The sequence below is a fragment of the Aeromonas sp. 600886 genome (assembly GCF_049174935.1).
In the GTDB taxonomy this organism is placed as follows: Bacteria; Pseudomonadota; Gammaproteobacteria; order Enterobacterales; family Aeromonadaceae; genus Aeromonas; species Aeromonas veronii_A.
Genome location: NZ_JAAKUB010000006.1, coordinates 1 through 14,345, shown reverse-complemented (window position 1 = coordinate 14,345; position 14,345 = coordinate 1). Strand labels below are relative to the sequence as shown.

Here is a 14,345-nt window from a genome sequence, read left to right as displayed (position 1 = left end):
AGCCAATTCTAATAGAAAACCGCCAGACATGCTATGTCTGGTTGCGGCGTCGGTCATGAGAAACCCCTGCCCGCAGTATTGTCGGGGCCAGGCGGTTATAAAAATTTTGCTTTTCATCCCGTCGATTCGGGCAACGCTATCCATATTGGGACTAATCACTCAAATATCAAGCCCCACTCTCATTTCTTTTCTCAATTTGCACCTCTCTTATCAGCATCATCAGCTCTTGGGTTTCTTCGGAGCTTAGTCCTTCCTGAGCCACTTTGGCCTGCAATTCTTCGATCCGCTGCTTCAGAAACTGGTTGATGAAGCCGACGAAGGTGTCCTGCAATTCTCCCAGAATATCCGGCTCCTGATCGAGTTTGATCTCCTCGAACAGGTCGTGCATGGCCAGCTGAGCAAGGATCTCTCCTTCCTTGGTACCACGCCAGTGTTCCAGCAGGATACCGGTTGTGATACCAGGCTGTGCCTGGATTTGCTGGTGCAGTTGCAGCAGGAACTTGATGCCCTGTACGCGTAGTCCGGCCAATTCCGGCATGGGGGGAAGCTCAGCCGTTACTGCCGGATATTGCACCATCAGTGCCAGTGCACGCCGCAGTGGTGTCAGCTTGGCTGCCTTGGGTTTGTTGACCTCGGCCTTGGGCTGACTGTTGCGAGCAAAGAGCTCTGCGATGCGCTGCTTGTTCTCGCCCCAACGCATCATGCTGGATAGACGAGTGATCAGCCCTTCGCGGGTAAACCCTTCCGGAACGCGACGAATAAGCTCGGCGGCCTTGTTGGCCACTTCGAACTTGCCTGCCTCACCAGAAAGTGCGGCATCCCGGCCGAGACGCTCGAACATGAAGTCGGCGAACGGTTGGGCTTCATCGAGCAGGGCTTCAAAACCCTCCTTGCCGATCTGGCGTACCAGCGAGTCGGGATCCTCGCCATCGGGCAGGAACACGAACTTCAGCTCGCGGCCATCCTGCAGATGAGGGAGGGCATTATCCAGCGCGCGCCAGGCGGCTTCACGACCGGCGTTGTCACCATCGTAGCAGCAGACTACCTCGGCGGTGGTGCGAAACAGGGTGTGGATATGGTCGCTGGTCGTTGCAGTACCCAGCGCCGCCACCGCATAGTCGATGTCGTACTGACCGAGTGCCACCACATCCATGTAGCCTTCCACCACCAAGATCCGGCGTGGATCCTTGTGTGCCTGCTTCACCTCGTAGAGACCGAACAGCTCCCGCCCTTTATGGAAGATGGGGGTCTCCGGCGAGTTCAGGTATTTGGGGGTGCCATCACCCAGCACCCGGCCACCGAAACCGATGACCCGGCCACGCTTGTCACGGATCGGGAACATGATGCGATCGCGGAAACGATCATAACTCCCCGGGCCATTGTCACGGGTGATCAGCATGCCGCCCGAGATAAGCAACTGCTCGTGATCCCGGCTGGTACCAAAGCGGCGGCGCACCTGATCCCAATCGCTGGGTGCATAGCCAATGTTGAATCGTTTGACCACTTCACCGGTCAGGCCGCGGCCTTTGAGGTACTCCACCGCATGGGGAGCGCTCTTGAGATTGCTCTCGTAGAAGCGGGCGATCTGGTTCATCAGCTCGAACAGATCCTTGCTGACTGCGGGCTGGCTATTGGCCGAGCCGCCGATGCTCTGCTCGCGAGGTACCTGCATGCCTTGCATGCTGGCGAGCTCTTCGATGGCATCGGGAAATTCGAGACCGTCGTACTCCATGACAAAGCCGATGGCGTTGCCGTGGGCGCCACAACCGAAACAGTGGTAGAACTGCTTCTCCTGGCTGACGGTAAAAGAGGGGCTTTTTTCGTTATGAAAAGGGCAGCAAGCCTGGTAGTTTTTACCGGCTTTTTTCAGCCGCACTCGCGAGTCGATCAGCTCGACTATGTCTGTGCGTACGAGCAGATCGTCGATAAAGGATTGTGGGATCCTGCCTGCCATAACCGTCCTGTTTCATTGCGGAGAAAATAAAAAAGCCGCGCATTCCAAGGGAAGCACGGCTTCTTCGACCAAACAAGAGAGTTGCCTGTTACGCCAAGCGGGTTTTCACCTGAGCACTGACGGCGCCGACATCGGCACGCCCCTGAATTTTCGGCTTCAAGACAGCCATGACCTTGCCCATATCAGCCATGACGGCAGCACCACTTTCAGTGATGGCTTGCTCGATCAGGGCGGCAATTTCATCTGCGGCCAGCTGTTGCGGCAGGAATTCCTGCAATACAACGATCTCGGCGGACTCTTTGTCGGCGAGATCCTGGCGACCGGCAGCTTCAAATTGGCTGATGGAATCGCGGCGCTGTTTGACCATTTTGGTCACGACAGCGAGGATATCCTCATCATTCAGCTCGATACGGGTATCGACTTCACGTTGCTTGATTTCTGCCATCAACAAGCGGATCGCTCCCAGACGTGCCTTATCTTTGGCAAGCATGGCGAGCTTTTGCTGATCCTTGAGTTGATCCTTCAGAGACACGGCAATATCACCCGATTAGTACAGGCGGATACGACGTGCGTTTTCGCGAGACAGCTTCTTGGCGTGACGCTTGACAGCAGACGCTTTGGCGCGCTTACGAATGGTAGTCGGCTTCTCGTAGAACTCACGGCTACGAACTTCGGACAGGATACCGGCTTTTTCGCAAGAACGCTTGAAACGACGCAGAGCAACGTCAAACGGCTCATTTTCACGGACTTTGATTACTGGCATGTGCCTTTCACCTCAGTGATAAATTGTTAGCTGACCTTCAATCGATCAGCATGTCTTAAAATGGTGCGAAATTATACTCTGGACAGGGAATGAAAGTAAACCCGCAGAGATCGCTCTGGTTTAAAAAACCCGCGAAGGTTACCATAGCCGTCTCATTTTAGCAGTGAAATTTTTTAGCAATGCGTGTATTGGGCATAGAGACATCCTGTGACGAAACCGGGATCGCGATCTTCGACGATCAAAAAGGGATCCTTTCCCATCAGTTATACAGCCAGGTCAAGCTGCATGCGGACTACGGTGGCGTCGTCCCCGAACTCGCCAGCCGGGATCATGTTCGCAAGACGATCCCGTTGATCCAGGCCGCATTGCAAGAGGCGGGACTGGGCAAAGATGACATCGACGGCATCGCGTATACCGCGGGTCCGGGTCTGGTTGGCGCCATTCTGGTGGGAGCCACTATTGGTCGTTCACTGGCGATGGCATGGAACAAGCCTGCTATCGCCGTCCACCATATGGAAGGCCACCTGCTGGCTCCTATGCTGGAAGAAAAGGCCCCCGAGTTCCCCTTCGTGGCGCTGCTGGTCTCCGGTGGTCACTCCATGCTGGTGCGGGTTGACGGCATCGGCAGCTATCAGCTGTTGGGCGAATCCATCGATGATGCTGCTGGCGAAGCGTTCGACAAGACCGCCAAGCTGATGGGGCTGGACTATCCAGGTGGTCCGCTGCTCTCCCGTCTGGCCGAGAAGGGCACTACCGGGCGCTTCCACTTCCCTCGTCCGATGACAGATCGTCCCGGGCTCGACATGAGCTTCTCCGGCCTGAAGACCTTCACCGCCAACACCATCGCTGCCAATGGTGATGATGAGCAGACCCGTGCCGATATCGCTCGGGCGTTTGAAGATGCGGTGGTCGATACCTTGGCCATCAAGTGCCGTCGTGCCTTGAAAGAGACAGGTCTCACGCGTCTGGTGGTCGCCGGTGGCGTCAGTGCCAACCGTCATCTGCGTGCCCAGCTGGCCGAGCTGATGGAGAGCCTCAAGGGCGAGGTGTTCTATCCGCGCACTGAATATTGCACCGATAACGGCGCCATGATCGCTTACGCCGGTATGCAGCGCCTGAAAGCGGGCGTGTTCGAACCGCTGGCGGTCAAAGCCGTGCCGCGTTGGCCGCTGGATACCCTGGATCCGGTCTGATCCAAAGGATCCCGCCTTCTGGCGTGGTGGTGAGTACCATGGTGGCCTACTGCTCCTGCAATCCGGCAGCGGTGGTTATAGCGCCGTTGGCACGCTGTTGTGGTGTCTGCTGTCGCCGTGGTTGAGCCACCCGTATAAGAGGTCAGGTCTCTTGCTGGCAGACAGCCAAGCACAGAGTAAAGAGATAAAAAAATCCCCGCCAACTGGCGGGGATTTTTGTTTGGTAATCGGCAGGCGATAGGATTACAGCAGGATGCCGCCGAAGAAGAAGCCCAGCGCCACGGCGATGGCGATGGTGGCGGTGCCCGGTACGAAGAAGGGGTGATTGAAGACCGCCTTACCGATACGGGTGGAGCCGGTGTCGTCCATCTCTACCGCGGCCAGCAGGGTCGGGTAGGTCGGCAGTACGAACAGGGCGCTCACGGCTGCGAAAGAGGCAATCGCAGTCAGCGGGCTGACACCCAGTGCCAGTGCGGCAGGCATCAGGGCCTTGGTGGTGGCGCCTTGTGAATAGAGCAGCATGGCAGCGAAGAACAGCACCACGGCCAGCAGCCAGGAGTACTGGTTCAGCAGGTCGCCAGCGATCAGCTGGATGGTGTCCATGTTGCCTTTCACGAAGACGTTACCCAGCCAGGCGACACCCAGTACGCAGATACAGGCGGACATACCGGACTTGAAGGTCGGCATGTTGGTGACCTGGGTGGCGTCTAGTTTGCACACCAGGGTCATGATGGTGGCCGCGGCCAGCATGATGCCCATGATGGCGCCGTCACGGGGGATCGGCGGGTTGGTGATCAGGCCCACTTTACCGGAGATGGCAGTGGCATAAGCCATGACAGCAACGATGGCGGCGATGAAGATCCAGACCGACAGCTTGGCGTACGGTTTGATCTCGAGCTTGGTAGTACCACGCAGTTTGATCAGCCCCTTGGCTTTACGCTCCAGATAGACTTCGTCCTGCTCCAGCGGCTTGCCCATCATGTTGGCAATGAAGGCGCCCAGGATACAGGCCAGGAAGGTAGAGGGGATGCAGATGGCCAGCAGGGTCAGATAATCAACACCAAACGGCTCGAGCATGCCGGAGAAGGCAACCACAGCGGCAGAGATCGGGGAAGCTGTGATGGCGATCTGGGAGGCGACAACCGCGATGGAGAGCGGACGGGATGGGCGGATCCCTTGCTCTTTGGCCACTTCAGCGATCACCGGCAGGGTGGAGAAGGCGGTATGACCGGTACCGGCCAGCATGGTCATCAGGTAGGTGACCACCGGGGCGGCGAAGGTGATGTATTTGGGGTTCTTGCGCAGCGCTTTTTCTGCCAGGAAGACCAGATAGTCCATCCCGCCAGCCAGTTGCATACAGGCGATGGCACAGATGACGGACGCGATAATCATGATCACATCCCAAGGGATGTAGCTGACCAGTTGATCGCTCGGGATGGGCATGCCCAGACCCCACGTCAATACCAGTACCCCCAGACCACCGGCAAAGCCGATGCCGATGCTGCCTATCCGGGCCCCCAGATAGATAGCGGCGAGCACGACAAGTAACTCGATTCCAATCATAGCGATAACTCCATTTTTTAGTTTTTGGTTTTTATTTGGCAAAAAGCCAATTCCCGATCGGGCTGGGGATAAAGACCAATCGGGAACTGACTTTATGGGCCGGGAAGATCCCGGCCCACACTCGCTTATACGGCAGCTTCGCGGGTGAAACGCTTGGCTTTGTATTGCGGGTTCATCAGGTTCTCGATGGAGAGAATTTCGTCCAGCTGCTCGGCGCTCAGCAGGCCACGCTCAAGAACGACTTCGCGGACGTTCTTGCCGGTCTGGGCACAGATCTTGCCGACGATATCCCCTTCGTGGTGGCCGATGAAGGGGTTCAGGTAGGTCACGATACCGATGGAGTTCAGCACGTGATTCATGCAGATTTCCGGGTTGGCGGTGATACCTTCCACGCACTTCTCGCGCAGGGAAATACAGGCTTTTTCCATCAGGCTCAGGGATTCGAACATCGCCTGACCAATCACCGGCTCCATGACGTTCAGCTGCAGCTGACCGGCTTCGGCGGCGAAGGTGATGGTGATGTCGTTACCGAATACCTTGAAGCAGGATTGGTTGACCACTTCCGGGATAACCGGGTTGACCTTGGCCGGCATGATGGAGGAACCCGCCTGCATTTCCGGCAGGTTGATCTCTTTCAGTGCAGTGCGCGGGCCGGAGGAGAGCAGACGCAGGTCGTTACAGATCTTGGACAGCTTCATAGCCAGACGCTTGATGGCGCCGTGCAGCATGACGTAGGCGCCACAGTCTGAGGTCGCTTCGATCAGGTCTTCTGCCGGCACATAGGCACGACCGGTGATCTCGGCCAGACGCTTGATAGCCAGTGCAGAGTACTCGGGCGGAGTGTTCAGACCGGTACCGATGGCGGTTGCGCCCAGGTTCACTTCCAGCAGCAGCTCCTGGCAACGCTTGATGGATTTGATCTCTTCACGCAGGGTCACGGCGAACGCGTGGAACTCCTGACCCAGGGTCATCGGAACCGCATCTTGCAGCTGGGTACGACCCATCTTCAGGATGTTTTTGAACTCTTTCGCTTTGGCATCGAATGCCGCGATCAGGTGCTCCAGCGCATGCAGGGTCACGTCAGTGCTGTTGACCACAGCAACGCGGAAACCGGTGGGGTAGGCATCGTTGGTGGACTGGCACTTGTTGACGTGGTCGTTCGGGTTGATGACGTCGTAACGGCCTTTCTCCAGACCCATGATTTCCAGGGCGATGTTGGCCAGTACTTCGTTGGTGTTCATGTTGACGGAGGTACCGGCACCACCCTGGTAAACGTCGACCGGGAACTGGTCGAAGCATTTGCCGGTGTTCAGCATCAGGTCGCAGGCTTCTACGATCTTGTCAGCAATTTCAGGACGGATGGTACCCAATTCACCGTTTGCCAGCGCAGCGGCTTTCTTGGTCAGCACCATACCGCGGACGAATTCCGGAACGTCAGAAATCTTCTGAGAGCTGATCTTGAAGTTCTCGACAGCGCGCAGGGTGTGCACACCGTAGTAGAGATCATTGGAAACTTCTTTGGTGCCCAGCAGGTCTTCTTCAATGCGGACGTTCTTGATGTCGCTCATTGTAATGCCTCAGAAATCAGATAAATGGAAAAATCCTCACCGAGTGGTCGCGAGTTCCTTGCGCACAGCTCATCCTGAAGCACCACACATCGAGTGGGGCGGTTGGGAGAATGACCTCCCGAAAAACTAATCAATATACTACTCCAATTGAGGTATCGGTTATTAGAGGTGGATCACTAAATTTGCGACATTTTCAAATTACTTTGAGGAAAGTACACATATGTTATGAAGTTTTTATCATGATGATTTTTATAAATTTTTGTGACTTTTTGCTGATTTTTTAGATTGCTGATGACGTAGGAGTCAGTTGACCAACTTGAAAAGAGGGGGGCCGCCCCCATTTATTCAGGGCAGAAAGTGGTGATGACGGGGCGGCAAAATCGCCTCTGACCATCGTTGGATGGGCGCCACTTCTTCTCAATTTACCGGTGCTGGAGTGGATATGGGCAAGTTGTTTTTGTTGTTGGTGGGTCTGGTTGTACTGGAACTCACCGTGATGATCGAGGTCGGCTCGGTAATCGGGGCGCTGCCGACTGTCGGCTTGCTCATACTGACCGCGGTATTGGGCTCCTCGCTGGTGCGAAGTGAAGGGATCAAGACCCTGTTCAGCGCCCAGCAAAAGATGCAGATGGGCGAGATGCCGGGCCGCGAGGTGATGGGGGGCATGATGCTGGCGTTGGCGGGCCTGCTGCTGATTATCCCGGGTTTCGTGACCGACATTTTCGGTGTGCTGTTGCTGCAACCCTGGCTGCGCAACAAACTGGCTGACAAGCTGATCGGCAGCAGCCAGTTCCGGATGCAGATGGGCGGTTTCCAGCGTACTCAATCGCCGTTTGGCAACGCACCGTCCGATGATCATCTGGGGAACGCCAAGCAGGGCGGCACCACCATCGAAGGCGAATTTGAGCGCAAAGAGTGAGCGTAAAGAGTAATCGACGAGACGAAAACCCGAGGCGAGTGACTGAATCAGGGTTTGCCCTGATGGCACAGCGCCTCGAAGCGGTGTCGGGCATACCACCACGCGAGGGTGCCCGCCGCCAGATTGGCCAGCAGTATTCCTAGATATATCCCCTGTTCTCCCCCCAGCTTTGCCCCCAGCCAGGCTCCTGGCAACAGAAAACCAAACAGTCGCAATCCGTTGAACAAGAACGAAATACTGGATGCTCGCACGCCATTGAGTGCCGAGGCCAGCAGCATCACCATGCCCTGAAAGCCGTAACCGATCGGCACCAGATGCAGATAGAGAATAATCAGGCGAATGACCTGCGGATGATCGCTGAACAGATTGGCGATCAGCGGGGCGAGCAGCCAGGTCAGGCCATAGATGGCGAGCTGGAACAGCAGGGCAAAGCGCAGGCAGCTCTGAAGTGCGGCTTTGGCCCGGGCCGGATTGCCGGCGCCGCAGTTTTGCGAGATGAAAGGGGCCAGTACGGAGGCAAGGGCCATCATCACGATCAGCAGCAGCGCCTCGACCCGCGATGCGGCGCCGTAAGCGGCTACCACCTCGGTACCCAGGCCCGCAAAGATCGTCATCAGCACTGCATTGGCCAGAGGGTTGAGCATATTGGTAAAAGAGGCGGGGACGGCAACATGGAGCAGCGCCCGCCAGTGGGTCAGCAACCGAGCCCGAGGCGAGAGGCGCCACAGCAGCAAGCCCTCCCGATGACGCAGGATATAGAGGCTGACCAGCATCGCCATCAACCAGGAGATAGAGGTGGCGATGGCTGCCCCGCGGATCCCCCATTCGGGAAAGGGGCCGATACCGAAGATCAACAGAGGATCCAGTACCCCGTTGACCAGCCCGGCTATGGCCATCACCAGGCTGGGGGTTTTGGTATCGCCGGTCGCCCGGATAGCGGCATTGCCCACCATGGGCAGCACCAGCATGGGGACGGTGAGATACCAGATCAGCATGTAGTCATGGATGAGAGAGATAAGCTCGGCACTGGCCCCCAACAGAGTAAACAGAGGCTTGATGGTGAGAGCCCCCCCCGCGGATAGCAGGGCCACCATGATCACCGCCAGAAACAGGCTGTCGGTGGCGAGATGGGCCGCCTCATCGTGTTTGCCCTGCCCCAGAGTATGACCGATCACCGCTGACAATCCGGCGCCCAATCCCATCGCCAGCGAGGTAACCACAAAAGTGACAGGAAAGGTAAAACTGATGGCGGCCAGTGCTTCGGTGCCCAGCATACCGATAAAAAAGGTATCGACCAGATTGAAGGCCAGAATGGCGATGATGCCGAAGATCATGGGGCCCGTCATCTGGCGCAGTACGACCGGAATAGGGGCTGTCAACATGGGGTTGGTGCGGGTCAAGGGCTCGTCTCTACAGCTGGCTTTGAAGGTTCTGGCATGGAAAACGGGCGGCTTGAACCGACCTTGCTCCAGGGTGTGGACATGGCTGAACCATCGAAGATGTTTATAGTACGTGAAAAAATTTTTTTTGTATTTGCCCTTGAAGGGTTAGCAACTCTGCCCCACATCAGGGACATATCTAATTTGGCCTGGAACGGCCATTCCTCAAAGCAACAATGAGACTCATTTTGGGAGAGTTATCGATGAAAATTCGTCCACTGCACGACCGCGTCATCATCAAGCGCATCGAAGCTGAAGCCAAATCTGCCGGCGGTATCGTCTTGACTGGTACTGCGGCCCAGAAGTCCACCCGTGGTGAAGTGCTTGCCGTGGGGACTGGTCGCATCCTGGATAATGGCGATGTGAAAGCGCTGGCCGTGAAGGTTGGTGACAAGGTGATCTTCAACGAAGGCTACGGCGTGAAGACCGAGAAGCTGGATGGTCAGGACGTCCTGATCCTGTCCGAGACTGACATCCTGGCGATTGTCGAAGAGTAATCTATCCCCGATTTTCCCCGAATTGATAGAAAGGATTGAAGAAAATGGCTGCTAAAGACGTCAAGTTTGGTAACGAAGCTCGCATCAAGATGCTGGAAGGTGTCAACATCCTGGCTGATGCCGTCAAGGTGACTCTGGGCCCGAAAGGCCGCAACGTGGTGCTGGACAAGTCCTTCGGCGCCCCGACCATCACTAAAGATGGTGTATCTGTTGCGCGCGAAATCGAGCTGGAAGACAAGTTCCAGAACATGGGCGCCCAGATGGTCAAGGAAGTGGCTTCCAAGGCGAACGATGCCGCCGGTGACGGTACCACTACTGCAACCGTTCTGGCTCAGGCTATCGTCAACGAAGGTCTGAAAGCCGTTGCCGCCGGTATGAACCCGATGGATCTGAAGCGCGGTATCGACAAGGCCGTTGTGGCTGCTGTTGCTGAACTGCAAGCACTGTCCCAGCCGTGCGCCGACAGCAATGCCATCGCTCAGGTGGGCACCATCTCCGCCAACTCCGACGAGAAAGTGGGCAAGCTGATTGCCGAAGCCATGGACAAAGTGGGTCGCGATGGCGTCATCACCGTTGAAGATGGTCAGGGTCTGGAAGATGAGCTGGCAGTTGTTGAAGGTATGCAGTTCGACCGCGGCTACCTGTCCCCCTACTTCATCAACAAGCAAGAGACCGGTTCCGTTGAACTGGACGACCCGTTCATCCTGCTGGTTGACAAGAAAGTCTCCAACATCCGCGAAATGCTGCCGGTGCTGGAAGGTGTTGCCAAAGCGGGCAAACCGCTGTTGATCGTTGCCGAAGACGTAGAAGGCGAAGCCCTGGCGACTCTGGTGGTCAACACCATGCGTGGTATCGTGAAAGTGGCAGCCGTCAAGGCGCCTGGCTTCGGTGACCGTCGCAAGGCTATGCTGCAGGATATCGCCGTACTGACTGGCGGTACCGTCATCTCTGAAGAAGTTGGCATGGAGCTGGAAAAAGCGACGCTGGAAGATCTGGGTCGTGCCAAGCGCATCGTCATCACCAAAGAGAACACCACCATCATCGATGGCGTGGGCGATGCCGGTGTGATCGAAGGTCGTGTTGCCCAGATCCGTCAGCAGATCGAAGAGACCTCTTCCGACTACGACCGTGAGAAGCTGCAAGAGCGCGTAGCCAAGCTGGCTGGCGGTGTTGCCGTGATCAAGGTTGGCGCTGCCACCGAAGTCGAGATGAAAGAGAAAAAAGCCCGTGTGGAAGATGCCCTGCACGCTACCCGCGCCGCCGTTGAAGAAGGCGTGGTTGCCGGTGGTGGTGTTGCTCTGGTTCGCGTTGCTGCCAAACTGGCTGGTCTGCGCGGTGACAACGAAGACCAGAACGTCGGTATCAAGGTTGCCCTGCGCGCCATGGAAGCCCCACTGCGTCAAATCGTCATCAACGCCGGTGAAGAAGCCTCCGTCATCGCCAACGCGGTGAAGAATGGTGAAGGCAACTTCGGTTACAACGCTTACACCGAGCAGTATGGCGACATGCTGACCATGGGTATCCTGGATCCGACCAAGGTCACCCGCTCTGCCCTGCAGTTCGCCTCTTCTATCGCCGGCCTGATGATCACCACCGAGTGCATGGTGACCGAGCTGCCGAAGAAAGATGCTCCAGCCATGCCTGATATGGGTGGCATGGGTGGCATGGGCATGATGTAATCATCATCCCGGCTCTGTTTGAGAAACGGCTCGCCTTGGCGGGCCGTTTTTTTATATCTGACTAAACTGAGTCTGTTGATAGCAGAAAAGTGTAAGGGGGAAAGATGAAGGTGCTTGGATGGATAACTCTGCTGTTTGCATTGATTGCCATGCCGCTTGTGGCTGCCGAGGCCCTCAAGGGGCCTGTGATCTTGAAAGTAAGCGGCAATATCAGCTCCCCAGATGAGGTGGACGGCAAAGTGCTTTTTGACTTGGCCACGCTGCAGGCGTTGCCGCAATATGAGATAGTCACCAGCAACCCTTGGGTTGATAAACCTCACAAGTACAGAGGGCCCAAGGTGGCGGATGTGCTGGCCGCAGTGGGGGCTAATGGCAAGAGCATAACCCTGACAGCATTGAACAGTTTCCAGATCCGCATCAATTGGGACAAAGTTGCCAAGTATAACCCTATTCTTGCTTGGGAAGATGACGGGGTAGCCATGAGGGTCCGTGACAAGGGGCCGCTCTGGTTTATGTTGCCTCTTGATCAATATCCGGAGCTGAAGCGCTCTGAATATACCGACATGATGATTTGGCAGCTGGATCTGATAGATATTCAACACTGATAAAAGAGTCACGGGAGCACGGGGTGAAAGGAAAGACTAGGGCGTGGCCACTGCTCGTCATTCTGTATGTATCCATCCTGTCGTTTACCGGGAGCACCCTTTATTGTCTGGTTCAGCTCCAGAATGCGACCAGAGCGATGGAGAAATATACCTATGATGTCTCCTGGGCGCTGATGCAGCTGCAGCTCGAGTTGGGGCGTTTCCTCAGTGCTGTAGAGGTCTACCATTATGGTGGAATAGAGCACAATGACCTGATGTTGCGCTATGACATTCTTTGGAGCAGAACCCCCATCCTGTTGAGCGGTCAGTTGCGTAAAAGCATGCAGGATAAGCAGAAAACCTTGCGCTTGGTGCAACTGATTGAAAACAACATTCGCGATATAGAGCCTGTCATTACCAAGCTGCAGAGCGGAGACTCTGTCTACCAGCAAATAATGATGCGCCTAGCCCCCTTGCAGGAGCCTTTATCCTATGCACTAGCTTCCGTTATGCAGAAGAACATCAACATCTACTCAGAGAATGATCGCCATTTTGGTCAATTGCGTAATGCTCTGCTGTTGATGGTGTCTGGGTTGGTTATCTCGGTTTTACTCCTTAGCTCGCTTCTTGTATATGAAGCTCGACGTCACTTTAGGGCAGCAAGGCGTGACCCGTTGACGGGTCTATCCAATCGGGTGGCATTGCTGGAACGGATGGAGCTCTGTGCCACTCAGGAGGTGCCTTTCGGATTGGTATTGGTCGATATCAACGACTTCAGAGATATCAACAGCAAGTTTGGTTATGACGCGGGCGATTTTTTGCTCAGTGAATTGGCCAGACGGATCAGATTGCTCTGTGAAGAAGGGGAGTGGAGTGGTCGGTTGGGTGGCGATCAATTTGCCATTATCCAGCGTGGTAGCAGCGATCTGCGTCAGGTCAGGGAGCTGGTAGCGCGACTGCTGCACGTTCTGAAGCAAGATATCGTCTATGATAACTATCCCTTCCGGCTCGAGGTGGGGATCGGGATTGCCTTCTATCCGATGGACAGCGATAAAACACAGGAGTTATTGAGTCGTGCGGAACAGGCTCTGTTCCATAGCCGCAAGACCCATGTCCCCTATGTGATTTACGATAACTCCTTGCTCAACGAGACGGCGCGGCGCAAGCATTTGGCCTCGGACATGATCATGGCGCTGGAACACAATGCGTTGGAACTCTATTACCAACCCATCGTCAATCTCGAGAGTGGTCGTTGTGAAGCTGTCGAGGCACTGCTGCGCTGGCGGCATCCGGAGCTGGGCTTTATTCCGCCAAACGAAGTGATCATGGTGGCTGAGGAGTTCCAGCTTGCAGAGCGTCTGGGTGGCTGGGTGTTGAACACCGCTTGCGAGCAGCTTTATCAGTGGCATCAGTTGGGTATGGTCGACCTGCAGATGTGCGTGAATGTCTCGCCGGGCATGTACCAGCGCAATTTGCTCAAATTGGTGGCCAAGGCATTGATGGAGCACCACCTGCCAGCCAGCAGTCTGGTTTTGGAGGTCACGGAAGATACCACCATGCGGGAAGTGAAGAACTCGCTGCAACTGATGCAGGATCTCAATCAACAGGGTGTGTTGCTGGCATTAGACGATTTTGGGACTGGTTATTCATCTTTGAGTTATCTGCAAAAGCTACCTGTGAGCAAGGTGAAGATTGACCGCTCCTTCATACAGGGCATTGATACTTCCATGGAGGCATCCGAGCTGGTCGCCAATATTTGCCGGATGGGATCCATGTTGGGCAAGAGTCTGGTTTGTGAAGGGATTGAGACTCAGGCCCAGCTTGATGTACTGCGATCCCTGACCGATATCCACTTGTATGGACAGGGCTATCTGTTCAGCCGGCCAGAACAGGCGGAGAAAATCTATCAAACTTTGCTGGAGATGGAGGAGCTTTGGCTGGCGCGTCAACAATCGGAAATGGCTTATATGAGTTAAGAAGAGGCTTGCCTGTCATCTGCCTCCATAATGTGTGATTTAGCTCGAATTTTCTTCTTGTTGTTTGTTGTTTGAACGGTTGTGCGGTCTTATCAAAAAAATATGCAAATTACCCTTGCCAGAAAGAATCGGCTCCCTATAATGCGCCTCCATCGACAGGGCAAGCGGCAACGCAAACAACCTCGTCGATAACCTCGAAAAGCCTTTGAA

12 protein-coding genes are annotated in these 14,345 nt (G+C 55.6%); 6 read left to right on the top strand and 6 right to left on the bottom strand.

All coding sequences use genetic code 11. The features are described 5' to 3' along the window. Positions 1-166: 166 nt before the first annotated feature. The 3 genes from dnaG to rpsU form a co-directional block, all read right to left on the bottom strand. Positions 167-1,954 carry a DNA primase gene (gene dnaG, locus G5179_RS06365; RefSeq protein WP_421208946.1) on the bottom strand — a complete coding sequence of 596 codons (1,788 nt, stop codon included), beginning with the start codon at positions 1,952-1,954 and terminating at the stop codon, positions 167-169. Between the two features lie 88 nt (positions 1,955-2,042). Then, complete coding sequence (locus G5179_RS06360) at positions 2,043-2,486, bottom strand: GatB/YqeY domain-containing protein (RefSeq protein ID WP_421208945.1); 444 nt, start codon at positions 2,484-2,486, stop codon at positions 2,043-2,045. 15 nt (positions 2,487-2,501) lie between these two features. Continuing rightward, entirely contained in the window at positions 2,502-2,717 is a 216-nt protein-coding gene (gene rpsU / locus G5179_RS06355; protein ID WP_005309452.1) for a 30S ribosomal protein S21, read from the bottom strand. Between the two features lie 179 nt (positions 2,718-2,896). Between rpsU and tsaD the strand changes: the two genes are divergently transcribed. Further along, positions 2,897-3,910, top strand: a complete 1,014-nt coding sequence (gene tsaD / locus G5179_RS06350) for a tRNA (adenosine(37)-N6)-threonylcarbamoyltransferase complex transferase subunit TsaD (RefSeq protein WP_042052807.1) — start codon at positions 2,897-2,899, stop codon at positions 3,908-3,910. Positions 3,911-4,153: 243 nt separating this feature from the next. Here tsaD and G5179_RS06345 read toward each other — a convergent pair whose 3' ends face one another. Both G5179_RS06345 and aspA read right to left on the bottom strand, forming a co-directional pair. Further along, entirely contained in the window at positions 4,154-5,473 is a 1,320-nt protein-coding gene (locus tag G5179_RS06345) for an anaerobic C4-dicarboxylate transporter (protein ID WP_021229055.1), read from the bottom strand. 125 nt (positions 5,474-5,598) lie between these two features. Next, entirely contained in the window at positions 5,599-7,041 is a 1,443-nt protein-coding gene (aspA, locus tag G5179_RS06340; RefSeq protein ID WP_005340569.1) for an aspartate ammonia-lyase, read from the bottom strand. A 442-nt stretch (positions 7,042-7,483) separates the two neighbouring features. Here aspA and G5179_RS06335 point away from each other — a divergent pair, with 442 nt between their 5' ends. Further along, positions 7,484-7,960 (top strand): FxsA family protein, encoded by a 477-nt coding sequence (locus G5179_RS06335; protein WP_005340570.1) that lies wholly within the window; start codon positions 7,484-7,486, stop codon positions 7,958-7,960. Positions 7,961-8,007: 47 nt separating this feature from the next. On the opposite strand, the gene G5179_RS06330 is transcribed toward G5179_RS06335, so the two are convergent. Then, a complete protein-coding gene (locus tag G5179_RS06330) occupies positions 8,008-9,342 on the bottom strand; it encodes an MATE family efflux transporter (RefSeq protein ID WP_421208996.1) in 1,335 nt (444 codons plus the stop codon). 260 nt (positions 9,343-9,602) lie between these two features. Between G5179_RS06330 and G5179_RS06325 the strand changes: the two genes are divergently transcribed. From G5179_RS06325 to G5179_RS06310, 4 genes are all read left to right on the top strand, one after another. Further along, positions 9,603-9,896 (top strand): co-chaperone GroES, encoded by a 294-nt coding sequence (locus G5179_RS06325; RefSeq protein ID WP_005309514.1) that lies wholly within the window; start codon positions 9,603-9,605, stop codon positions 9,894-9,896. A gap of 44 nt (positions 9,897-9,940) precedes the next feature. Continuing rightward, positions 9,941-11,575: a chaperonin GroEL gene (gene groL / locus G5179_RS06320; protein WP_005341224.1), complete on the top strand. Its 1,635-nt coding sequence runs from the start codon at positions 9,941-9,943 to the stop codon at positions 11,573-11,575. A gap of 104 nt (positions 11,576-11,679) precedes the next feature. Continuing rightward, positions 11,680-12,180, top strand: a complete 501-nt coding sequence (locus G5179_RS06315; protein WP_216952894.1) for a molybdopterin-binding oxidoreductase — start codon at positions 11,680-11,682, stop codon at positions 12,178-12,180. Positions 12,181-12,203: 23 nt separating this feature from the next. Next, positions 12,204-14,135, top strand: a complete 1,932-nt coding sequence (locus tag G5179_RS06310; protein ID WP_227341942.1) for a putative bifunctional diguanylate cyclase/phosphodiesterase — start codon at positions 12,204-12,206, stop codon at positions 14,133-14,135. Positions 14,136-14,345: the final 210 nt, after the last annotated feature.